The following is a 24,422-nucleotide window of genomic DNA, read 5'->3' on the forward strand; positions in this document are numbered from 1 at the left end:
CTGTTGGTAACATTTTCTTCCTATAATATAAATTTAAATTGTTATTAAATATAATTCCAAAATAAAAAATATCTTTACCATCAGCTGGAAATTTCTTTCGGGGTAAATTCTTCCGGATTCTTTCCCAAAGATTTAATTCCTATTATCACTTTACAGGAATTTTCTAATACACTATTATAGAAAAGTGCCTCCTCTAGAGTCTCTCCAATAGCAATAGCGCCATGTCCTTTTATCACTACAATCTTGTTATCCTTTAAATACTTAGGAATTTCTTCTTCCATTTCCTGAGAACCGCTACCAAATTCAAAACTTATCACCGGTATTTTTCTGATGATATAAGAGCCTTCTACATCTATCGGAACAATCTCATTTTATATCAGGGAAAGAATCACAGCATTAATCAAATGGGTATGAACAATAGCTAACCCATTTGTTTCTCTATAAATAGCTCTATGTACTCCTGTTTCACTGGAAGCAAGACTAATTCCACAGTCATTCTTTTCTAAGCCTACCTCAATAATATCATAATCATTTAAAAAACCAAGCATAGAACCTCTCCTGGTAATTAGCATGTGATTACCAATGCACATGCTCATCATATTTCCACTATGAGTGTCTTGTAATCCTGCGACATAGGAAGCCCATCCTATTTTCTGAAAATATTGTATGATATTTTGCTCTACCTTTTTCATAGGATACCCTCCAGCTCTAATTCACGTAATTTTTCTTTGGTAGGAATACCATCGCTATCCCAATCCCTGAATTCATAATACTCATTTAACATGGCATCTAATTCTATCTTCTCTTCTCCTAATACTTCTTGCATTAATTTAGGGGGTAGCGAATCATCCTTTCTGGTGAATCCCAGCTTTAGATTAATCATTCTTTCCAGATTGTGGATTCGTTCTCCTATCTGGCTTAATGTTTTTGCAGAATAATTTTTGCCAGTTACTGCTGATAATATTCTGGACCAATTTTCTAAAGAAATACCCATACTGGCAAAGCGACACACAACCAAACTATCCTCTGCGGCTGAATCGTTCTGTCTTTTAGCAACCAAGGTCCCCTTACCAATCTGCATCTTAGGATTAATCCTACGAGGTAGTCCAAATATCTCTGAACCAGCAGGATATCCTGCATGTAAATGACAGGCACCGCGATTAGAGGTAACATAACCTATTGCCATACCTTTGATAATCAGTGGATCATAGGCAGCTAATTCCATTCCTTTGACATTAATAGCAAAATACTCTGCCTCTTTTCCCATTTTTTCCGCTAAATTGCGAGTACCTATTTTTAATTCACGTCCTACTCCTTTATTCTTAACTATCTTTTTAATCAGATCCACTATTTTTTCTTTTTCTCCAAATCTTATTCTAAAATTCCTTATCCCTTTTTCTGTTGCTTCCATGGCAAAAGCAATTACTCCACCCAGGGAAATAGTATCCAGACCGTACTCATTACATAATCTAATAGATATACTCCTAAACCACGACCACCCAGAAATTTATTATAAATATCTTCTGATAGCTCTAATACTTTCGATATTTTTTTGTTTATATCAATCTCTACTATCCTTCCCCAGTTACCATAGCGCATATTAGCCTCCGGAAAAATTTTCTAAATTACTATCTTAATAAATATTATAGTTCTCATTTTTAGAAATAAATCATATTTATAGTGGATTCCTTAAAAAAGTCTTTGTTTGGAACTATTAAAAGGGTAAAGTTTTTGGATTTTAGGTAAAAGTAATAATAAATTTGAACTAGTTAATCTTTATGATTAAATAAAATTTATTTTACAATTTCTACTTGATTAAGGTCATCTACTTCTCCTAATCTGACCTTAACAAATTCCCGGCGAGAAGTGGGAACATTTTTACCAACATAATCGGCTCTTATAGGAAATTCCCGGTGACCTCTATCTATTAATACAGCTAACTGAATACACTTTGGTCTTCCCAAATCGACAATCGCATCCATAGCTGCCCTAACAGTTCTACCAGTATAAAGAACATCATCAACCAGTAATATTTTCTTCTCTGCCACCTGAAATGGTATCGCTGTTTTGACTACAATGGCTTGGGGTTGTTTCTCTTTTAAATCATCGCGGTAGAGGGTAATATCCAACACTCCTACAGGAGTACTTACCTTTTCAATATTATATACATAATCAGCAATTCTCTTTGCTAGGTACTCTCCCCTGGTTTTAATGCCAATAATCCCTAGCTCTTCTACGCCTTTATTCTTCTCAATAATCTCATGCGCAATTCTGAGTAAGGTTCGATCGATATCTTTTTTAATCATAATAATAGATGATTGTTGAGGATATTCCATTTTTGGCTCCTTCAAATTACTATTAAACCCTTTTAAAAAACTATTATTGTCTTTATAAATATTAATTAAACTAATCAAAGCAATATATATTTTATTATATAAAAATAAGTAATTGGTTAACAACCCTAATTCCCGGTTTTTTAAAATTAATAAGGGAAAATGTATTATTAATTTCTTAATTTAATATAGAATATTATAATACACATAATGTTAATTCATAATTTTTTGTAGTTTTAATTGTACCTCTTCTCCTCCTGGTTTACATCTGTTTGTTTTTTCATTTCTACTCAAAATAGCTTTAGCATATAAAATACAGCTATCATACCCACATGAACCACAATTATAACCAGGCAATAATTCCCTGATTTTTTCAATCTCCTTTTGCTGATTCTTCCGGGTAACTGTATTAATCTCACTCCTACTTAGGATTTTTTCGCAAACAATCCCCAGTATAATAATACCCGGTACTGTTAATAAATATCTTGTAGCAGCAAAACTTATTCCAAGGAATTTACTTTCTACAATTAGCATGGGAATTTTTACTACTGCCCAGGCGCTTATTATTATTATTGTATTCCCGATACTGGCACCTTTAATTAATAACGATTGAGCCAAAGGAAATGCAGCATAAATAGGTCCTGCTGATACAGACCCTACTAACAGGGATGCTATTTTCCCTTTTACACCCGATTCTCTGCCAAAGTTTTTGATTACAATTTCAGTAGGTACCCATGAATTGATTAGTCCGTTTAATATAAAAACTGCCGGTAGTATTTCTAACATTTCCTTTAGAAACATTAACGTATTACCCAGGGCTTCCTGAAAAATAGCTGAGTCAAAAAAAGCAGTTAAAATATACAATAATCCTACTATAAATATTATTTTAAATTCTTTCAATGTATTTATCATCTTAACAAAGCTCCCATTCCTAAAGAAATAAAGATGGCTAATATAAAGCTCAGTAAATTCCTGGTAAAAGTAAATTTTTTACCAAAATGCTCAATCTCAATGGGCATTGTCGCAAAGCCCACCATGGTTAATGTAGTAATAAATGCCGCTACTGCTACTAAATATGCTCCCCCTTTTACCAGAGAAGATGATAGCGGAAAAGCAATAAAGGCGGGTATAATAGTGACAGTACCGATAATTGCTCCATACAGTGTACTTAGCCCGATACTGCTTCCTCCCAAGACAGATTTAATATAGCTTTCAGGAACAATTGCCAGAAATAAGCCAATTAATGATAAAATACCTATAACCTGAGTAGCTGTTTCAATAAACCTGCCTTTTGCTGATATCAGGCTTTCAATTGTTCTTTTCCTGTCTTTTAAGAACGATATAGCCAATGCCATTATTGTTAACAGGATAAGTAAAATAGTGCTTATATTCATTACTGTAACTCCTTCCTAATCATCAATTATGTATAAATAATGCTATAATATTAGTTAACGTTAACTTTTTTTAAAATAGTAGAAAACCATTAATTTTTTTATGTTATGATCAAAAGTGATAAAATCCTGATAGTTATTCTTACCGGATACTGATAAAATCCAGGAGTTGTTTCAATACTTGTTTAGCCTCTTCATCCATTGGATAAGAAAAATTACTCTCCCGCCATTTTAATACTAAAATCCTGATACTTCCCATGTAGAGTATAGCAAAAACAGAAGGATTTATTTTAGGGGATATTTTAAAATTCTTCTGTCCCTCATTAATAATATCTTTTAGAATATTTTCATTTCTATTTCTGTGCTGGTTTATTTTTATTTTTATTTTGGGATATTCAGTAAAAATATCCTCTTGAAATAATATTGCGCTAAGATAGGGATTTTCAATTAAAATCTTTAACTGATTTAACATAATATCCTGTAATAATTTCTGAGGATTTTTGATAGAGGTTTTTTTGCACCAAAATTTGTTTTTGGCAAATACCAGATTGCATAATTCTGAAATAATTTCTTCTTTATTTTTAAAGTGCCGATAAATAGCAGCCTCTGAAATACCTATTTTATCAGCAATATTTCTTATGGTTAAATTAAAATAACCTTTTCGATGTATTATTTCTAATGCAACAGATAGTATTTCATTCCAGCGTTTTGATGGATTAAGACTTTTCAATATTTTATCCCGTTGTTCAAATATAGTAATTATGTTAATTAACGTTAACTAATATTCCAAAAACAATTATAAGCTATTAATGCATTCCTGTCAAGTATTTCAAATATACTTAATTAATTACAGAAAAAGCTTCTTCTAAAACATCCATAGCTTCTTCTAATTGTTCCTCAGTAATAACAAAAGAAACCAGAATTCTTAATACATTTTTGTTTATCCCGGCAGTAGGAATTAAAACACCATTCTGGATACAATACTGCACAATTTTTTCTGTCTCTTCAGTTGCTGGCTCCTTAGTCATCCTATCTTTAACTAACTCCATCGCTACCATAGCTCCTAATCCGCGAACATCTCCGATAATATTATACTTCTTTTCCATATTTTTGAATCTTTGTTTTATTATCTCTCCAATCTTGACTGCCCTATTCAGGAGATTCTCCTGTTCCATGATACGGATTACCTCTAATGCTACCTGACAGGCGATAGGATTACCAGCATAGGTTCCTCCAATACAACCAGCAGGCAAAGCATCGCCAATCTCTTTTCTGGCAATTACTGCAGAAAGAGGTAATCCGGATGCAAGAGATTTTGCTAAACATGCAATATCTGGTGCAATTTTCCAGTTTTCAATAGCGAAAAACTTTCCAGTTCTTCCCATCCCACACTGTATTTCATCAGTTACCATAAGTATCTCGTACTTATTACACAATTTTCGAATATGCTCTAAAAATCCTTCTATCGGGATATTAAATCCCCCTTCTCCCTGAATAGGCTCAATAACAATTGCTGCAATCGTTTCCGGATTGACTAGACCTTTCATGATATTCTCAAATTCTGAAATTTCAATAGAATGACGGTAGGAATTTGGATAGGGAAGACGGTATACCTCAGGGGCAAAAGGTCCGAATTTATACTTATAGGGAAAGGCCTTGTGGGTCATCGTTAGAGTAAGCAATGTTCTTCCATGAAAACAGTTTTCAAAGACAATAATTCCCGATCTTCCAGTAAATCCCCTGGCAACTTTTACTGCATTTTCAATAGCTTCTGCCCCGCTGTTAAACAAGGCAACGCTCTTTGGTTCACTGCCAGGGGCAAGCTGGCTTAGTCTTTGGCACAACAGGACAAAAGATTCATATGGAACAGCAGTAAAATCTGTATGAATAAAATGATTAACCTGTTCTTTAATGGCAGAGATGATGGCGGGATGAGAATGACCTAAAGCTAAACAACCCCATCCCCCGGTCAAGTCTATAAAAGTATTACCATCTACATCGGTAACCAGTGCTCCTTCTCCAAAATCTATATAACCCGGAGACAGGGAATCTCCCATTGGCTTAAAAACATATCTTTCTCTTATTGCAGCAAGCTCTCTTGATTTCGGTCCAGGTATGTCAGTCTTTATAGAGATGAATTTTTTCATTTTTGCATCTCCTTTAATTATATATTATTTTTGTAACCTTATCCCGAATTCAGATTAGAACTTGTATTATATTTTAACTACCTAATGTTGCAACCATTACAGCTTTGATAGTATGCAGCCTGTTTTCAGCTTCATCAAAAACAACAGAATGTTTACTGCGAAATACTTCATCAGTTACTTCCAAAGATTTTAATCCAAATTTTTCAAAAACCTCCTTTCCTATTTTAGTATTAGTATCATGATAAGAAGGTAAGCAGTGCATAAATATCACATCTGGATTCTCGGTAGTTTTAATAACGTCCATATTTATCTGATAATCTTTTAATAATTCTATTCTTTGAACAATTTTATCCTCTTCTCCCATAGATACCCAAACATCAGTATAAATAACATCAACTCCCTTTACGCCCTGTGAAATATTGTCAGTTATATTAATAATTGCTCCTGATTTTTCCGATATTTTTTTGGTCTCATATAATATATCTTCATTAGGAAATAAAGATCGGGGGGAAACAATACGAATTTCCATTCCCATAATGGCAGAAGCTATAAGCAGGGAGTTAGCCATATTATTTCTTCCATCTCCTATATAAACCAGAATTACCTCCTCTAAAGGTTTGCTCACTTTTTCTTTGATAGTCATCAAATCAGCTAAAACTTGAGTAGGGTGATAAAGATCAGTTAAGCCATTCCATATTACCGCACCGGAATATTTTGCCAGGGTCTCTACTGATTCCTGCTTAAAACCACGAAACTCAATTCCATCATAATAACGTCCCAGCACTCTGGCAGTATCTTCCATTGATTCCTTAATACCCATTTGAGAACCTGTTGGCCCAAGGTAAGTGATATTAGCCCCCTGGTCAAAAGCGGCTACTTCAAAGGCACATCTGGTTCTGGTAGAAGTCTTTTCAAATATCAAAGCTATATTCTTCCCTTTTAATTTTTGTTGTTCTGTCCCGTCATATTTAGACTTTTTTAGCTCAATAGCTAAATCCAGTAAAAAAGAAATTTCCTCTTTACTGAAGTCCTTGAGAGTTAATAAATGACGATTTCTTAGATTGACTGGCATAAAATTTCCTTTCCTTCATCTTTTTTATATTTCATGAAATTTTAAGTTTTATCATTTTTTCTTTAGGTTCCGTTTTAAGCAAAAATTAAAAATTTCTTTTTCTGCCTAAAGAATAGAATAAATACTTCTCAATGTCAATTAGAGCACCTTAGGATAATATTAATATAAAGATTAAAATATCTTGGGGGAATCTTTAGCACTGGAAATTGCTTAAATTAAATTCAGTATTTAACATTCCCTACTAAAGTCCAAAGTGAATAATTATTACTTTGGGTAATATTCATTTAAAAGACAGATAAAAATTCAAGAAAAAAGTATGGCAAAAAACTACTCATAAGAATTCTAACTACTTTCAGGAGTTCTTTAAGCCACCTGCTCTAAGGGTGCAAGATTACTAATTTTTTAATCAAAAAGATGAACAAAGATGCCGCTTCTCACTTTAGGTTCAAACCAGGTTGATTTGGGTGGCATAATCTGCTGCATTTCGGAAATTTCAATAACTTCATTTACGGAAGTAGGATACAGTGTAAAAGCAATAATGGATCCCTGTTTAACTCTTTCTTCTATCTGAAGTAAGGAAATTTCTCCTCCTAAAAATTCTATCCTGTTACTTTTTGGGGGATTTCCAATGCCTAATAAGGGATTTAGTATTAGATCCTGTAAAATAGATACGTCAAGCTGATTTATAATATTCATATCTTGTTTACTAAGAATATCTCTTCTATATAATAATCGATACCACTGCCCGGAAAGATTCATCCCAAATTCATGTTTCCTGGTTGGCAAAAAGGGATCATTGGGAATAACCTTTTGTACTTGAAACATCTGTTCTAAGTCTCTAAGAAAAACATCGTTATCAAACTTCGGGGAAATCGTTACTTCCCGGTGATAAGCTAAAAGGTGAACTTGATTGTCTGGTATTAACACCGCTGGAAAATACATATACTCTTTAACTTCATTTTCTTCCTTCTCTTCGTCTTCCTTCTGCCGGGATTCCAACAATTGCACCACTATCGCTGCTGCAGCTGCCCGGTGATGACCATCAGCTATATAGAGACTGGGTATATTTTGAAAAGCTTTGATGAGCGATACAATAATCTCCTTTTCTTTAATTTTCCAGCAACTGTTCTTTATTCCGTCGTCAGATTCAAAATCATAGATAGCCTTTTTACAGCTGGTTTCTCGATTTAATAACTCCTCTATCTGTTGATTATTCTTATAAATAATTAAAACACAACCAGTATGCGCCCTAGTAACCTTAATATGATTAATTCTCGCATCGCAAGTCTCCATATTAATATTTTCATGTTTCTTTATAATCCCTCTCAGGTAATCTTTAGCTGACAAACAAGCAACTAGTCCTGTTCTCTGGTAAAGATTTTTACTCTGTCGATAAAGATAGAAGCAGTCCTCTTCGTCTCTAAGCAAGATCTTCTTTCTAATGAATTCCTGCAGGTTTTCTGCTGCTATCTCAGCTAACTGCTGAGAATTGTATTTTTCTCTTCTTAAGGTCGCATCTGGTTTAATAACCTTTAAAAAAGAATAGGGATTACTCCTAATAATCTTCCTTGCTTCTTCCTTACTTATGACATCATAAGGAAGAGAGCTAACTCTTGATACCAGTTCTTCCCTTGGTCGTAGTGCCTTAAATGGCTTAATATATACCATTTCTTACTCCTGCTCTTTACAATTTTTACTTTTTTGATACTCTTCAATTAATCGAATAATCTCCTGACCAATTTTAAATTGGGCTTCACGAGTAGATGCACCAATATGAGGAGTAACAGAAATCCGCTCATGTTGTAGTAAAGCAATGTTTTTACACGGTTCCTCACAATATACATCAATACCTGCTCCTGCTATCTCTCCTTTTTCCAATGCATCCAGCAAAGCTTCCTCATTTACTAGTTTTCCTCGAGCTGTATTAATTATAAAAGCACTTTTCTTCATTATTTTAAACTGTGGTTCATCAATTAAATAGCCATCATTCCCCTCGGCTGAGACGTGAATTGAAATAATATCTGCCTGTCTTAGCACTTCCTGTAAAGAAAGATATTGCCAGCTACCGTCTATTCCCTCATGATTCATAATATCACAATAGATTATACGCATACCTAGGGCACCGGCTTTTTGACCTAAAACTTGGCCAATACGCCCCATACCTATAATACCCAATGTTTTACCAGATAATTCCACGCCTAAAAATTTATTTTTATTCCATTCTCCCTGCCGCATCGTAAAATTTGCGGGAACCATCTTTCTGGCTAGTACAAACATATGTGCCAGCGCAAGTTCTGCTACTGATAGACTGCTTGCTTCTGGTGTATTAAAAACTTTTATTCCCTTAGCACGAGCATAATTTACTTCAATATTATCCACTCCTACCCCTGCTCTGATTATTACCTTAAGTAAACCTGTTTGCAGTGCAGCATCTATCACTTCTTTAGTCACGCGGGTAGCTGAACGAACTATAAGTATTTCATTCTGCTGTACTTCCTGAAAAATAGACTCCAGTCTATTATCTCCTTCCTGGACTAAAAATCCCCCTTTTTTTAATTCTTCAGCTACCAGTGAATCAATCTTATCTTTAATAAGGATTTTAAGCATAAATTTGTTCACCCCCAGAAATTAATATGGAATCAATTGCAGATAATAATTCTTCTATCTCCTTTAAAGTTAGATCACCCATATGAGCAATACGAAAAGTTTTATCCTTTAATTTACCATAGCCATTAGAAATAACAAAGCCTGCTTCACCAAGTTTATTATTTAACTCAGCTACATTAAGTTTACGAGTATTTTTAATACAAGTGACAGTATGAGAAGCAAATTGCTCCGGAGGGAATAGTGCAAACTTGTCTTTTACCCATTGTTGAACTTGCTTTGCCATTGTCTTATGTCTTTGAAAACGATTTTCCAAACCTTCTTGCATTATAGAGTCCAGCTGGCTATCTAAGGCAAACATATGTGAGAGCGAAGGAGTAAAAGGATATTGAAAATCCTTTTTTATTTTATACTCATATAAACCCAATAAATCAAAGTAAACACCTCTATATTTAACTCCCCTGGCTGCCTCAAGTGCCTTCTGAGAAATAGAACAAAAAGAAAAACCAGGCGGTAAGCCTATACATTTTTGACTGGAAGTAAGACAAATATCGATACCCAATTCATCAACCGCAATTTTAACACCTCCCAGTGAACTTACTGCATCAACACAGAATACTATTTCCGGATATTCTTTTACCACCCCTGCAATCTCTGGCAATGGATTCATTACTCCAGTAGATGTTTCATTATGGGTAACAGTAACTAAATCATACTTGCCTGTATCTAAAATATTTTTCACCATTTCCCCCCTTATCGGTTTACCATACTCCACTGCAAAGAGTTCAGCATTAACCTGATTGGCTATAGCCATCTGATACCATCTTTCCCCAAAAGCTCCACAGGCTAATATAGCAGCACATTTACGGGTACAGGAACGAACAGCCCCTTCCATCAAGCCACTACCGGAGGAAGTGGAAAGCAATATATCATTTTGAGTAAACATTAACCTTTGTAATTTGTTACTAATAGTCTTCTGTAAACCAGAAGCTTCCTTGCCGCGATGCCCAATCAAGGGTTTGGACATCTCTTTCAGAACCTCTGCTTTAACCTCAATAGGTCCTGGAATAAATAATTTTTTCCTCATTTTATCTACCATCCTTCAATTAGTTAGTTAATAACAAAATCCCCGGTAGTTATTTCTAACTACCGGGGACGAATAAATACTCCGTGGTACCACCCCTATTTAGCTACCATTAAAAATAGTTTAATGGAAAAACTATTAATTATACAAAGCTCTTCTTTTCTATTAACGCCTTATGCGATCCAGGATAATCGATTTTTCTTTCTCCTGGATATTATTCAGATGGACTTCAGTCCAATCTTTGCTGATTTCTCACCACTACTCAGCTCTCTAAAAAAGAATTGAAACCTACTCTTCTGAAACTTTTTAAATTACCTTATTTAAATTAATTTCTTCATAAATTATCACTTTCTTAATGTCCTGTCAACATCTATTTCTAATTTTTTTATTTTTAGTGTTTAAAACAACGATAACCAGTAAAGACCATAATCATTCCCATACTATTTGCCGCAGCAATAACCTCTCCGTCGCGTTTGGAACCTCCAGGCTGAATAATAGCTTTTACCCCTGCCTTGCCGGCTACTTCAACCCCATCAGCAAAAGGGAAATAGGCATCAGAGGCCAGATAACTTCCTTTGCTGCATTCTCCTGCTTTCCGTATGGCAATCTGTGCTGAATCTACCCGACTCATTTGACCTGCACCAACTCCTATTAATTGTTTATTACGAGATAAGACAATGGCATTTGATTTAACATGCTTAACCATTTTCCAAGCTAATAATAATTCTTCAATATCTTCTTTATTGGGTTGCTTTTTAGTTACTACCACCAGATCATCGGGGGAAATATTTTTAAAATCTCGATCCTGTATTAAAAATCCTCCTGAAATTCTTTTTAACTCCTTAATATGACGGTCTTGGGTACGCAGATCGCCAACCTCTGTTATCCGTCGATTCTCTTTCTGTCTTAGAAGAGAAAGGGCATCCTGACTATAAGATGGAGCTATAATGGCTTCAACAAAAGGGGTTTCATGAATTAAACAGGCTAACTTTTCCTCAACTCTTCTATTTATACCAATGATACTTCCATAAGCCGATAGAGGATCACCTTGGTAGGCTTTCTCATAGGCAGTTTCAATGCTTTCAGCAGTAGCCAGCCCACAAGGATTGGTATGCTTGATGAAAACAACAGTAGGTTCATCAAACTCTTTAACAATTCCTAAGGCGGCTTCCAGATCAACCAGATTATTGTAGGATAATTCCTTTCCACTCAATAAACGGGCGGAACCCAGATTAGCTTCTTCCACTAAATTTTCACGATAGAAAGCAGCTTTTTGGTGAGGATTTTCCCCATAACGTAAAACACCAACTTTTTTTGCTCCAATTACTAAATAATTAGGACAAGAATCTTCATTAGGAACCATTTTTTTTGTTAAATAACGGTAAATAATACTATCATAATAGGAAGTATATGGAAATATTTTCACAGCTAATTTCTTTTTGGTGGAAAGAGATATATCTCCACCGGAACTGGATAATTCTTCTAATATTACTGGGTAGTCGGCAGGGTCAACAACTACAGTTACATCCCGATAATTTTTAGCAGCCGCTCTCAACAGAGAAGGGCCACCAATGTCAATGTTTTCAATAGCTTCTTCCAGTGATACATCTTCTTGAGATATGGTTTGCTCAAAGGGATAAAGATTGACCACCACTACTTCTATCGGTAAGATATGTTGTTCCTTTAATTGATTTTGGTGTTCAAGGCTGTCGCTACGTGCTAGTAACCCACCAAAAATTGCCGGGTGCAGTGTTTTCACCCTTCCATCTAAAATCTCCGGAAAACCGGTTACTTCTGATATTAAGGTAACATCTACTCCTGCTTCCTGCAAAATCCTGGCTGTACCTCCGGTAGAAATAATCTGATAACCAGCCTTTGTTAATCCACTGGCAAACTCAATAATACCCGACTTATCGGAAACACTAATAATTGCTCTCTTTGTTTTTTCCACTTTTCTTTCCTTTCCCTTTTCAAAAATTCATTATATAATCAATTAGTAACTGTTAAAAAATACAGTCCTTTTTTTCCAATATCTTTCCGGTAATAATTATGATCAAAATGTATTATCTTTACTCCCTGATAGACTTTATCAATTGATTCTTTTAAAGTGTCTGCCCAAGCAGTTACTCCTAATACCCTACCTCCTGCACTAACAATTTTACCGTCCTTTACCCTGGAGCCAGCATGAAATACTACTATATCATCTCTATCTTTTAATTTTTCTAAACCGATAATTGTTTTCTCTTGCTCATACGTTCCGGGATAGCCTTGAGAAGCCATTACCACACAAACAGTTGACTGACTGTTCCAGCCAATTTCAATCTGGTTTAGATAACCACCTATAGTGGCCTGAATAATTTCCATTAAATCGGTCTTCAATCCAGGAAGGATTACCTGCGTTTCCGGATCTCCAAAGCGAGCATTAAATTCCAATACCCTGGGCCCTTCTCCAGTCAAAATTAAACCAGCGTAAAGAACTCCTTTAAAAATTCTTCCTTCTAGTGCTAAGCCTGATATAATTGGTTGAAATATTTCAGTGAGAACCAGTTTCTGCTGTTCCTCACTGAAAAAAGGAACCGGACTGTAAGCTCCCATGCCCCCTGTATTTAATCCCTCATCATTATCACCAATCTTTTTATGATCCTGAGATGATATCATGGGTAAAATATGTTTACCATCACTGAAGACCAGCATAGATACTTCCTCTCCAGTAAGAAATTCTTCAATTACTACCCTTCTCCCAGCCTCACCAAATCTCTTCTCTTTCATGATTTGAGCAAGAGATTGTTCAGCTTCCGATCTACTATTTACAATAAGAACACCTTTCCCACCAGCTAATCCATCTACCTTAAGTACCAGAGGGAAAGGTTGTTTTTTTATATAAGAAAGCGCCTTATAGTAATCATCAAAAATCTGAAAGCGAGCAGTGGGAATATTATATTTACTCATTATTTGCTTGGCAAAAACCTTGCTTGATTCAATTTCAGCAGCTTTACGTTGAGGCCCAAAGATGGGATAGTTGTATTTTTCAAATAGATCAACAATACCCAGCGAAAGAGGTACTTCAGGTCCTACTATAGTACAGTCTATCTTTTTATTGCGAGCAATTTCTAATATACCAGCAAGATCATCTGTTTTTACTTCCAAACATTCTGCCTGTTCAGCAATACCAGCATTGCCAGGTGTACAATAAATTCTATCTACTAACGGACTCTGTGCTAACTTCCAAACAATAGTGTGTTCTCTGCCACCACTACCAATAACTAAAATATTCAAATATAAATCCTCACAATCTATTATTAGCTTTATAGAAATACTTAAAGGAATTTGTTCCCTTAAAAGTCCCTCTATATTATTGGTTCAGTATTTGTTAATCACTAATATTAAAATGTTTCATAGCTTAAAAAACGTAATAAACTGTTTATGGAACCGGCAGGATAAAGATAAAGATTATCAGGAATTTTAATCCGTTCTTCAAAGGTTGCACCAGCTTTTTTTAGCTCCAGTACTGTCTTTTTATTTTTAAACATCTGCACTAATACTGATTCTCTAGCAAAAAACAAAGCGCTATACTGTAAAGAACGGGGTTTATTTTTAGTACTACCTATGTAACTAAAGATAAGCATATTGGGAGTTGTAGCATATCTTGCTTTTTGAATTATGGTAATCATTTGTGGTCTAATTTCTCCCTTTACCAGATTGATGGGTATTTTTTTCAAACGATGATGGTAATCAAGATAAGTCTGAGGGCTATTTATAATATCAATATCCACTCCGATATCCTGGGAAGAACGATCTTGTAGAAACTTTATTATATCTGAACCCTCATCCATTCGACCGCCAATAGCAGAAAAAAATGCCTTTCTTTCACCGTATTCCTCAATCCATTCCTTACTATCTTTTAAACCAAATACAAATTGATGCTCATACTTTAAAAAAAGAGAAACAAATATTTCAAAATTTCCTTCTATACTGGTTAATCTCTCCACAAAATCATTTATCCACTCTTTGCCATTCACTTTCTTACATCCTTCCTCATTTAACTATTTTCTATTAACTGTAAAGATAGGCATTAGAAACATATTGTAACACCATACGATGGGTATTAAAGAAAGAGGCATTAATGGCAATACAATGCCTCATCATATTGATCCATTGATTTCGTTTATGATAATAGGTTGGTATTATTTCTATTTCCAACTTTTTGTACAGAGAATCGGCCTCTTCCTGTTCAATGCTTTCCATATTTGCTGCTGATCCTATAGACCATCCGGTAATACCCTCAATACATCCTTCCACCCACCATCCATCCAGGATACTAAAACTGGGAATTCCATTATGAGCAGCTTTCATCCCTGAAGTCCCAGATGCTTCCTGAGGCTTTCTGGGAGTATTCAACCATAAATCTACTCCAGAGGTTAATATTTTCCCTAAATTCATATTATAGTTTTTCAGATAGACAATTTTGATATTCTCCTGGCATGGTAATTGCAGTGAGGTATTGATAATCTTTTGAATTAATTCTTTCCCCCTCTGATCCCTGGGATGTGCCTTACCAGCAAAAACCAGCTGAATATTCCCCTTCCTGCTGGCAATATCAATTAACTGGTTCAAATTGTAAAAAATTAAATCAGCCCGTTTATAAGCAGTAGCTCTTCTGGCAAACCCTATGGTAAATACTTCTTTCTCAAACTTTAAATTGGTAAGTTTATTAATGTAAGCAATCAATTCTTCTTTCTCTTTCTGATGGGCTTTCCAAACCTCCATATCAGGAATATTCAGGGCATAACGTAAACTGAAGGGATCAGATTTCCAACCGGGAATATATTGATCGTATAGTTCCGTAAAATATTTCCCGGTCCAAGTAGCGGAATGAACACCATTGGTAATAGAATCAATATGATATCCTGGAAACATTTCACGGGATACCAAGCCATGTCTTTTAGCAACTCCATTAACATAATGGCTAAGATTGAGGGCTAATTGGGTCATATTCAGTTTTTCTTCACCAGCCAGGCTTTTTAATAGGTCATAGGGAATTATATTACCTAGGACCTGCTCAACTAATTGATAGGGGAATTGGTCCATTCCTGCCAGTACTGGGGTATGTGTGGTAAAAACACACATTTTTTTAACTTGATCAATATCCCAGTTATCTCTCTCTAAATTATTAAATTGACATAATAATTCCAGAGCAAGCAAACTGGCATGGCCTTCATTCATATGATATCTTGAGATGTTTTTATATCCCAGTTCCTTTAGCATTTTCACGCCACCAATTCCTAATACTATCTCCTGTGCCAGACGGTATCGTTCATCACCACCATATAAATAATAAGAGAGGCTACGATCATATTCACTATTTTCGGGTAGATCAGTATCTAAAAAATAAACAGGTACATTATCACCATCAACACCTTTTATCATATACATCCAGGACTGAACAATAACGTTTCTCTTCTCAATTTCTACTTGAATACGGGCTGGTAGTTGAATCAGTTTATCCTGAGGATTCCATTCTTCCGGTAATTCCTGCTGATATCCCTGTTCATCAATATCTTGTCTAAGATAACCCTTTTTATAAAGCAAGGTTATACCAACCAGGGGGACACCTAAATCTGCTGATGATCGAATCGTATCACCAGCTAAAATTCCTAATCCACCACTATAGGTAGGTATTTTAGTATCAACGCAAATCTCCATTGAAAAATAGGCAATTTTATTCTCTCCCTTAATACATTCTTCATGTTCATAAAGCAAACTTTTCCTGGCCTCCATCTTGCCTCCCCTTTATTATCTTTTTATCATAAATAAGTTAAAACTCTTAGTATCTATAGCCAAAATAGATATAAATATGAAAAGTATTATAAATTTAGTTCTACAAATAAAAAACGATATGGCTGATTTATTCTATATTTAGCTTATCTGATTTTATCATATTTGGTCAATTTCTTATAATACTCCATTAACTTTTATCGGGATCAGGAGCAATATTTTATAAAGTTTTAATAAATATTTTATGAGTATTTTAAAATAATATCATATAATAAAATAAGAAAGAATATATAGTAAGAAACGATACTAATCTGTTTAAATAAAGATTAGCAGGCCATAGAAAATGATGACCATTCAAAAACGTTTATGGATATCCAATTTAATACTAATATTAATTACTATACTATTATTGATTGGTGTAAGTCTAATAATAACAGAAAATTTCCGTGAATTTATAGGATTCCCTCCTCAGGATGACCAAAGGCAGCCTCCTATTCTAAATAGAGCTCTTCTCCGGGCAGATCGAATAGTAATGAAAACAATTGAATCAGAACCGGATCAATTTTTAAATAATGATTTTCTAGATCAGATAGATGATTTTTTAAATTCTTTTAATACCAATATAATTGTGAAAAAAGAAGATAAAGTAGTTTATTTTTCACCATTTCTTGCTGAAATTGATACTAATCACCAGCTTCTTTTGCAACAAAAAATAAATACACCTACTCCAAAAGCAGATTATGCCATTAGAATTTCAGATACTATGTTTATGAAAACTATCCATTTACGCTTTGGCGACTACACTGCCGGAACCCTATTCTTAATCAATGATGCAACTTCTATCTATCATGAATTAAATTCTTTTAAGAATTCTGTTATTTATACTTTAGTACTATTTTTGCTTATAATGATAATTATTAATACCCTGATTACTTACTTTTTATCTAAACAGATTGTCAGTCCAATTATTCGTCTGAAAAATGCAGCCCAAAAAATTCAAAAGGGTAATTATGATTTTCAGCTACAGCCGCCTACTAAAGATGAAATTGGAGCATTGTTTCAGAGTTTTGAAGAAGCTCGAAAACAGTTACTGAAATCGAAGGAGACGCAAAAGAAATACGAGCAAAATCGCAATGAGCTCATCACTAACATTTCTCATGACTTAAAAACTCCAATTACCACTATCAAAGGTTATATTGAAGGTATAATGGATGGTGTGCCCAAATCAAAAGAAAAACAGGATAAATATTTGAGAACAATCTATCAAAATGCTGTACATATGGAATCATTAATTGAAGATTTATTTTTGCTTTCTAAATTTGATTTAAATCAATCCTTTTATCAATTTGAGAGTATAAATATTAAAAACTACCTAGCAGATTCTTATGAAGAATTACAATTCGATCTACAGGAAAAGGGCATTAAACTGGAATATAAGGCAGATTATGCAGAACAAAATCTGGTTAAAGCAGACAGGCAACAGCTGAAAAGAGTAATTCTGAATATTATTAACAATGCAATTAATTATAGCAATGCCAATAATCCCAAGATTGAAATTATACTAACAGAACAAGAACAGGAAGCTCAAATTGAAATCAGAGATAATGGTAGGGGTGTCTCAGAAGATATACTGGATAAAATATTTGACCGATTTTATAAAGAAGATAAAGCCCGTTCCAACAGTTCGCCAGGCACCGGATTGGGTCTTTATATTGCTCGAAAAATCATTCTTGAACATGGTGGTCGCATCTGGGCAAGAAGTCAGGCTGGCTCTGGTACCAGTATATTTTTTACCCTATCTAAGATAAGGGAAAAGGACAGTAATATAAATAAGGAAATAGAAAATGAAAAAAATTCTAATTATTGAGGATCAGCAAAGTATTGCTGAACTGGTAAAAGATTATCTGGAAATTAATAACTTTCAAGTCGATATAAGAATCAATGGACTGGAAGGTTTAGAAGATGCTCTTCATAAAGACTATGATTTAATACTATTAGACCTTATGTTACCAGACATTGATGGTTTCGAAATCTGCAAAAAAATAAGAAAAGATAAGAATATACCCATTCTTATTATTTCAGCTCGGGGAGAAGATATTGATAAGATTCGTGGACTGGGATTGGGGGCAGATGATTATATTAGCAAACCCTTCAGCCCAAATGAATTAGTAGCCAGGGTTAAGGCACATCTAAGTCGTTTTGATCGTTTAACCAGGAAAACTGAGAAGGTAAAACATGAGATTCAAATAAAAAATTTGACTATAAATCAGGTATCAAGACGAGTTTTCCTGGATAATAAGGAAATAATCTTTACTACTAAAGAATTTGAAATATTAAATTTTTTAGCTTCTCATCCTAATATAGTCTTCAGCAAGGAACGGCTCTACGAACATATCTGGGGGGACGATTCTTATGGAGATATTGCCACTATTGCTGTTCATATAAAAAAGATAAGAGACAAAATTGAAAAAGATCCCCAAAAACCCCGTTTCATTGATACACTCTGGGGATCTGGCTACCGATTTAACGCTTAATGCTAATAGGCCACTACAGGTATTTTTCCCAGTTAAATAAGGTATAAAGGCATTCCTGATACATCTGTAGGCGATAGCAAAAACCAGCCCAATAACCCAATTTACTCTCTTTAGTATGATGAGTTAAGCCAGACAATACCGGGTGAACTATCTTAATCCCATGATATAGAGCCAATTTAGTTAAAAATATCTCGACTCCAAATTTAGCCCAGGAAAGGTCTGGAAGAATCTGGACAAATTGCCCGGAAAGAGCTCTTTGACCATTAAGAATACTGAAGTACTTCTGTGCCAAATCAACACCGATCTGGCCACCTTTTTGAAAAATTCCTACTGTCATACCCGTATCAGGATTGTTTTTCAGGGGATCAAGCAAAGCCTCCATATGTATTTCATTTAAATTGACAAGGTCAGCATCCAAAAACAGCCAGTAATCGGCATCACCGATATGAACGATACCAGTTCGCAATGCTGCCCCTTTCCCCATATTATGATCATGTCTTAATACTTCAACTGAATAACGTTCAGCACAATTGGCAGTTCCATCAGAGGAGCCATCGTCTATGACAATGATTCTCTTTGCTCTCTTATACTGACAAACTACCTCTAAAACACTGCCAATTCTGGGCTCTTCATTAAAAGCTGGTATAAGAATAACAAGATTTTCCTTTTTCCCTTCATCTCCCTTTTTAATAATTATTCAATCCTTTCTTTATTCATGATTCACTGCTTATCGCATTATTATTAGATAAAATTATCCTTGCCCTATGAAAATTATATTAATGATTCCTCTATATTGAGTTTAATCGCCTTTATAAATCCAGTTATAATCATTATGATATACCATCAACCTACTCATACCGCCATCAACTACTAAATTCTCGCCAGTGATGAATCCGCTTTTCTCATTACATAAAAATGGTACAGCGTGAGCAATGTCTTCTACCTTGCCTATTCTTTTTACTGGATGTTGCTTCCTATCAGCATCAGTCCAATTATTGTTATCTTTAGAAGTATCTATCCAGCCTGGATAAACTGAATTTACTCTTACTTTGCCCGCAAGGCTTACAGCCATAGCATGAGTTAAGGCAACAATCCCTCCTTTTGCTGTTGAATAACTTTCCGTGTCCGGTTGAGACATAAAAGCTCTTGTGGATGAGATGTTTATAATAGCAGCACCTCTATTAAAAAAAGGGAGGAATAATTTTGTTAAAATATAAGGGGCGGCAACATCTACCTTTAAAACATAATTAAAATCAGTAAAACTACAATTGGAAAGTAATCCATTTTTGCTTAAACAGGCATTGTTAATCAAATAATCAATCTTCTTAAATTGTTCTCTGACTACTCTGGTAAACTTTATTAAATCTTTTTCATCTGCTATATCTCCCTGGTAAAATATCTCCCAATCTGTTTGCGTATCCTCTTTGTCAATAACAGCCACCCTGGCTCCTTCTTTTTTAAACTCTCTTCCTATAGCTTCTCCTATTCCCCTTGAACCACCAGTTATAACTACTTTTTTATTATTAAATTTCATTATCTTTCTCCTTGTTCTGTTCTTACTCAAAGCCCTCAATGCCTAACTTATTTTAAGCTTAAAAAATTTGTTAGTATTTTCGATGAAAAAAACAGTTCTCTACTTTCAACGGTATAAACAAAAACCAATTTTATTATACTTCATGAAGCTAATGTTTTTAAAGTATATTAATCATAGTCCTCTCCTATAATTTAAATCAGTTTACATTTAATAATAAAAATGATAAGTTAATATTAATCTTACTAATGCCAATGCCCAGGAAAATATCCCAGGAGGTTCAAATTATGAATATAAAAAATGGTTTTTTTAGCCTTTTCTATCTACTGCTAATTTTAGTATTTCTCAGTATGACAGCTAATGCTGCTACTGAAGAGCAAGGAATTATTCAGACTTATGGAGAAGCAGAAATAACTGCTCAGCCTGATCTGGCAAAGATAAGTCTCTCCATTGAAACCCGTAGCCAATCGGCGAAAGAGGCAGTTGAGGAAAATGCTAAACTAGCTAATACCGTTTTAAAGGCTTTGATAGATTTTGGTCTTTCAGATGAAGACATAACAACCTCTTTCTATAGATTAAACAGTTACCGTGAATGGGGGAAGGTTGAATCTCAAAACGAACCGGAAAAGATTTATTATCAAGCAACCAATGAAATTCTAGTTCTGACCAATCAGCTGGATACAGTAGGCCAGATAATTGACCTGGCAGTAGAAGCAGGTATTAATAATATTCAATATATTAATTTCGAAATAAGAAATCCCCAACAATTAATGTTACAGGCATTAACCATGGCCACTGAACAGGCACAACGTAAGGCTGAGGCAATTGCCAAAGGTGCAGGAGTAATCATTAAACAATTATATAATATAAAAGAAGAAAGAACCTTCTATGCTCCCTTCCGTTTACAGGATACCATGTTGCAAACAGAAATGGCAAAAAGTGCTGCCCCAACACCAATAGCTCCTGATTCGGTTATCATAAGAGCAACAGTCATTGCGGAATTTTCTTTTTAAGGATATTAATCTTTTTGTAGCAAAGCAATATTTTCTATGTTTCCGGTTTGTGGAAACATATCAAGTGGCTGAACTTCCATCAATTGACAATGATGAGCAACAAATTGTTTAATATCTCTCGCTAAAGTGGCTGGATTACATGATACATATAATATTAATTCTGACGTAATGGGTAAAATTCTGGTAATGAATTCCTTCTCCAATCCAGCCCTTGGTGGATCTACTATTACCCGACTAAACTTTTTTTCTAAGGTTAGTAAAATCTTCTCGCAAAAACCAGTAATAAATTGACAGTTGGTCAAGCCATTTAGTATAGCATTTCTTCTGGCATTTTTTATTGACGAAAGATTGGAATCTACTCCTGTCACCAGGCAGGCATCCTGAGCTATATTCATAGAAAACATTCCTACACCGCAATAGGCATCCATTATATTCCCTGAATCTGATAAATTCAGATACTGGCAAACAATTTCAATTAGTCTTTCACTTTGCTCTGAATTAGTCTGAAAAAAATCATGAGGACCTATAGTAAATAAGCAATGACCAGCCTTCTGGGCAATCTCCTTCTTACCGAATAATAATCTTAATTTTCCCTGTTGTTGAACATAAATGGATTGAACTTTTTTGCTCAGTTCTTGCAATAATATTTTCTTAGGTAAGCAATTGATAAATTCAATCATAACTTCATTCTGCTGATTAGATTGACGTATTACAATAGAGCTTTTTTCTTTAATTTCGAGCTCAGGAAGCATCTCTCTTATGATTAAACTTACTTCATTTAATCCAGGCAATAGGGGCATTGGTATATATCAACAAGTTCGTTACTCCGAAATTTATAAAATCCCATTATTTTTCCGTTATCACTTTGAACAAGATGCCATATTACCTTATTACGATAGTTCCAAGGTTCTGGCATACCTATTAGGGGCTTTACTACTGCACTTACTCCAGCAATGTGTTTGAAGGTATCTTCAACAATTCTTTGTTTGAGTAGCAATTGCTGCTGATAATCAACATGTTGATAGGAACAACCACCGCAATGATAATAATAAGGACAATTAGCCTGCGCCCGATAAGGTGATTTTAAAATAATATCTTTCAGTATTCCCCGGGAATATTGTTTCTTATCTTCACTAATAATAGCCTGTACGATCTCTCCGGGAATGGTATAGGGAATAAAAATAACCTTACCAGCATTTCGAGCAATCCCTTCACCATTATGACTAATCCCTTCAATAAATAGATCTATCATATTGTTTTTTATTTCCAAAATCCAACATATTTTTACAATTCCCTTTTAATATTTTTCTCAATTTTATCCCAAAAATTATTAATACCAATCACTTTTAAATTATCAAAAAAATAAAAAGGTTTTTGAAATAAATACATATACTATTTCTATTTTATATTGGAACCATTGCAGTAAAAAACCAATTTATCTAATTCTGCCTTAAGAATATCTTTTAGAAATATCGACCTATTCATTCAGTAGATTCAAGGTAAATGGTTGACCATGACCTGGATAAACGGTTTTGATGTCTAAGCTTTTAAGTTTCTTTATGTAAGCTTTTGCCTCTGTAATATCATCCATAATATCAAATACAGCTGGTTTTTTGATATTTCCCATCAAATCGCCACAAAAGAGATGGCCTTCAGCAGTAAGGATAGCAATGGATCCTCTGGTATGGCAGGGTATATATATGGCTTTTGCTTCCAATCCAAATTCAGAAAAATTGTATTCACCATCAATAGTTATATCAGGTATAAATCTATCGTTCTTTTTCAGACCTAAAAACAAGTTAGCTAATGTTTTAATCAACATATTTGGATTCTTTCTGCTAAAAAACATATCCCCGTATTCTACCATGCCTATATCACTGGGATGCATGGCAATTTTACTGGCAAATTTGGTATGAAAATAAGCAGCATTGCCGGCATGGTCCAAATCTCCATGGGTTAATATAATGAGTTTAAGTTGACCAATGCCACATCCAGACTTCTCTATCTCTTTTTCAATTACTGAACGATAGCGAGGAAAACCGGTATCTATAAGAAAATAATTATCACCTGTCTTGATAAGGTAACAATTGACATAATTGTTCAATATAAAATGATGAGTGAATGTTTTAATTTCCATGTTAATTATCGTCCATATCTCTATCTTTCTTTTCAACCACCACAGTACATTTAGTAACCAAAGCTGCAATAGCCCCTAAAGCAGCCAGGGCAGGCGCCAGTAAAGCGCCAACAGCTCCAGCCGTAAGTGGAAACTCAGCGATGGTCTCCTCTTTTTCATTTTTAATGATTATCCTGCGAGCATTTCCTTCCTGAATGATTTCTCTCACTTTTTCAACAATTTTTTCACCAGAAACAACAAAAGACTCTTTATTCTTTTGATTTGTCATGATAATTCCCTCACCTTCTTAAGATTTATACTATAATATTTCATATAGCCTGTTTATATTATATAATAATTTTTTAAATTCTTTGCAATATAAGAGGGAATTATTTTTTTCTCAAATAAGGTTAACCTCTGAAGAAATTAGTAATAATTTTTCTAAAAAATATTTATGCATGTGTAAACCTCTCATAAATAATGACACCAGGAATCCTGGCCAAAAGCCCACTAACCTTTTTATTAATCTATCCAGACTATAATTATATAATTTAATATTAATCTCGAAAATCACATTTTGCCATTGATCTAATATCAGTTAGAAAAGAAATTATAATAAGTTATACCATAAAATAGAGAGCAGAGATGTTGGTTTAATTATGAAATATAGATAGATATAAGTAATAAAACAAATAAAAAAATTAGGTAATCCCATACTTAAGTTGCACTTAGAACCTTGAAAAACTGTTGATAAATCAGTATAAAGAGAGTATGAAAACATGTCCTCGCTGCGGCAGTAAAAAATTCTGGTCTCTTTCTACC

24 protein-coding genes and 1 pseudogene are annotated in these 24,422 nt (G+C 34.4%); 3 read left to right on the forward strand and 22 right to left on the reverse strand.

Annotation, left to right across the window (positions count from 1 at the left end; genetic code table 11):
• Window positions 1-80: 80 nt before the first annotated feature.
• The 16 genes and pseudogenes from PHD84_05175 to glgP all read right to left on the reverse strand — a co-directional run bounded on the left by PHD84_05175 (window position 81) and on the right by glgP (window position 16,409).
• Window positions 81-692, reverse strand: a pseudogene (locus PHD84_05175) (class II aldolase/adducin family protein).
• Window positions 689-1,411, reverse strand: coding sequence for an aldehyde ferredoxin oxidoreductase C-terminal domain-containing protein (locus PHD84_05180; protein MDD5637193.1), 723 nt, complete (start codon window positions 1,409-1,411; stop codon window positions 689-691). Before PHD84_05180 ends, PHD84_05175 begins: the two are co-directional and overlap by 4 nt.
• 11 nt (window positions 1,412-1,422) lie before the next feature.
• A complete protein-coding gene (locus PHD84_05185; GenBank protein ID MDD5637194.1) occupies window positions 1,423-1,599 on the reverse strand; it encodes a hypothetical protein in 177 nt (58 codons plus the stop codon).
• Window positions 1,600-1,793: 194 nt separating this feature from the next.
• Window positions 1,794-2,336, reverse strand: a complete 543-nt coding sequence (gene pyrR / locus PHD84_05190; GenBank protein ID MDD5637195.1) for a bifunctional pyr operon transcriptional regulator/uracil phosphoribosyltransferase PyrR — start codon at window positions 2,334-2,336, stop codon at window positions 1,794-1,796.
• 210 nt (window positions 2,337-2,546) lie between these two features.
• Entirely contained in the window at window positions 2,547-3,245 is a 699-nt protein-coding gene (locus PHD84_05195; GenBank protein MDD5637196.1) for a permease, read from the reverse strand.
• Window positions 3,242-3,727 (reverse strand): permease, encoded by a 486-nt coding sequence (locus PHD84_05200; protein ID MDD5637197.1) that lies wholly within the window; start codon window positions 3,725-3,727, stop codon window positions 3,242-3,244. The genes PHD84_05195 and PHD84_05200 overlap by 4 nt, the downstream gene beginning before the upstream one ends.
• Before the next feature lie 139 nt (window positions 3,728-3,866).
• Window positions 3,867-4,454: a TetR/AcrR family transcriptional regulator gene (locus PHD84_05205; protein MDD5637198.1), complete on the reverse strand. Its 588-nt coding sequence runs from the start codon at window positions 4,452-4,454 to the stop codon at window positions 3,867-3,869.
• A 109-nt stretch (window positions 4,455-4,563) separates the two neighbouring features.
• A complete protein-coding gene (locus PHD84_05210; protein MDD5637199.1) occupies window positions 4,564-5,871 on the reverse strand; it encodes an aspartate aminotransferase family protein in 1,308 nt (435 codons plus the stop codon).
• A 73-nt stretch (window positions 5,872-5,944) separates the two neighbouring features.
• On the reverse strand, window positions 5,945-6,943 hold the full coding sequence (argF, locus tag PHD84_05215) for an ornithine carbamoyltransferase (protein ID MDD5637200.1): 999 nt from the start codon (window positions 6,941-6,943) through the stop codon (window positions 5,945-5,947).
• A 402-nt stretch (window positions 6,944-7,345) separates the two neighbouring features.
• The gene (locus PHD84_05220) at window positions 7,346-8,611 is read right to left on the reverse strand and encodes a DUF1015 family protein (protein MDD5637201.1); all 1,266 of its coding nucleotides are present in this window, start codon (window positions 8,609-8,611) and stop codon (window positions 7,346-7,348) included.
• 3 nt (window positions 8,612-8,614) lie between these two features.
• Entirely contained in the window at window positions 8,615-9,550 is a 936-nt protein-coding gene (locus tag PHD84_05225; protein MDD5637202.1) for an NAD(P)-dependent oxidoreductase, read from the reverse strand.
• Window positions 9,543-10,634 (reverse strand): alanine--glyoxylate aminotransferase family protein, encoded by a 1,092-nt coding sequence (locus PHD84_05230; GenBank protein MDD5637203.1) that lies wholly within the window; start codon window positions 10,632-10,634, stop codon window positions 9,543-9,545. The genes PHD84_05225 and PHD84_05230 overlap by 8 nt, the downstream gene beginning before the upstream one ends.
• 388 nt (window positions 10,635-11,022) lie before the next feature.
• Window positions 11,023-12,582, reverse strand: a complete 1,560-nt coding sequence (purH, locus tag PHD84_05235; protein ID MDD5637204.1) for a bifunctional phosphoribosylaminoimidazolecarboxamide formyltransferase/IMP cyclohydrolase — start codon at window positions 12,580-12,582, stop codon at window positions 11,023-11,025.
• Between the two features lie 38 nt (window positions 12,583-12,620).
• On the reverse strand, window positions 12,621-13,907 hold the full coding sequence (gene purD / locus PHD84_05240) for a phosphoribosylamine--glycine ligase (protein ID MDD5637205.1): 1,287 nt from the start codon (window positions 13,905-13,907) through the stop codon (window positions 12,621-12,623).
• Window positions 13,908-14,014: 107 nt separating this feature from the next.
• Window positions 14,015-14,650 (reverse strand): hypothetical protein, encoded by a 636-nt coding sequence (locus PHD84_05245; GenBank protein ID MDD5637206.1) that lies wholly within the window; start codon window positions 14,648-14,650, stop codon window positions 14,015-14,017.
• Between the two features lie 34 nt (window positions 14,651-14,684).
• Window positions 14,685-16,409, reverse strand: a complete 1,725-nt coding sequence (gene glgP, locus PHD84_05250) for an alpha-glucan family phosphorylase (protein MDD5637207.1) — start codon at window positions 16,407-16,409, stop codon at window positions 14,685-14,687.
• Window positions 16,410-16,749: 340 nt separating this feature from the next.
• Between glgP and PHD84_05255 the strand changes: the two genes are divergently transcribed.
• Window positions 16,750-18,273: a HAMP domain-containing sensor histidine kinase gene (locus PHD84_05255; protein ID MDD5637208.1), complete on the forward strand. Its 1,524-nt coding sequence runs from the start codon at window positions 16,750-16,752 to the stop codon at window positions 18,271-18,273.
• Window positions 18,251-18,940 (forward strand): response regulator transcription factor, encoded by a 690-nt coding sequence (locus PHD84_05260; protein ID MDD5637209.1) that lies wholly within the window; start codon window positions 18,251-18,253, stop codon window positions 18,938-18,940. The genes PHD84_05255 and PHD84_05260 overlap by 23 nt, the downstream gene beginning before the upstream one ends.
• A gap of 13 nt (window positions 18,941-18,953) precedes the next feature.
• Here PHD84_05260 and PHD84_05265 read toward each other — a convergent pair whose 3' ends face one another.
• Window positions 18,954-19,586: a glycosyltransferase gene (locus tag PHD84_05265; GenBank protein MDD5637210.1), complete on the reverse strand. Its 633-nt coding sequence runs from the start codon at window positions 19,584-19,586 to the stop codon at window positions 18,954-18,956.
• A gap of 153 nt (window positions 19,587-19,739) precedes the next feature.
• The gene (locus tag PHD84_05270; protein ID MDD5637211.1) at window positions 19,740-20,474 is read right to left on the reverse strand and encodes an SDR family oxidoreductase; all 735 of its coding nucleotides are present in this window, start codon (window positions 20,472-20,474) and stop codon (window positions 19,740-19,742) included.
• 284 nt (window positions 20,475-20,758) lie between these two features.
• Between PHD84_05270 and PHD84_05275 the strand changes: the two genes are divergently transcribed.
• Window positions 20,759-21,484 (forward strand): SIMPL domain-containing protein, encoded by a 726-nt coding sequence (locus tag PHD84_05275; GenBank protein MDD5637212.1) that lies wholly within the window; start codon window positions 20,759-20,761, stop codon window positions 21,482-21,484.
• A 5-nt stretch (window positions 21,485-21,489) separates the two neighbouring features.
• Here PHD84_05275 and PHD84_05280 read toward each other — a convergent pair whose 3' ends face one another.
• The 4 genes from PHD84_05280 to PHD84_05295 all read right to left on the reverse strand — a co-directional run bounded on the left by PHD84_05280 (window position 21,490) and on the right by PHD84_05295 (window position 23,889).
• Window positions 21,490-22,284, reverse strand: coding sequence for a methyltransferase (locus tag PHD84_05280; GenBank protein MDD5637213.1), 795 nt, complete (start codon window positions 22,282-22,284; stop codon window positions 21,490-21,492).
• A complete protein-coding gene (locus tag PHD84_05285) occupies window positions 22,263-22,736 on the reverse strand; it encodes a TRAM domain-containing protein (protein ID MDD5637214.1) in 474 nt (157 codons plus the stop codon). The genes PHD84_05280 and PHD84_05285 overlap by 22 nt, the downstream gene beginning before the upstream one ends.
• Before the next feature lie 225 nt (window positions 22,737-22,961).
• On the reverse strand, window positions 22,962-23,621 hold the full coding sequence (locus PHD84_05290; protein MDD5637215.1) for an MBL fold metallo-hydrolase: 660 nt from the start codon (window positions 23,619-23,621) through the stop codon (window positions 22,962-22,964).
• Window position 23,622: 1 nt separating this feature from the next.
• Entirely contained in the window at window positions 23,623-23,889 is a 267-nt protein-coding gene (locus PHD84_05295) for a DUF4342 domain-containing protein (GenBank protein MDD5637216.1), read from the reverse strand.
• Window positions 23,890-24,422 lie beyond the last annotated feature (533 nt).

The organism is Atribacterota bacterium (genome assembly GCA_028717805.1).
In the GTDB taxonomy this organism is placed as follows: Bacteria; Atribacterota; Phoenicimicrobiia; order Phoenicimicrobiales; family Stramentimicrobiaceae; genus Stramentimicrobium.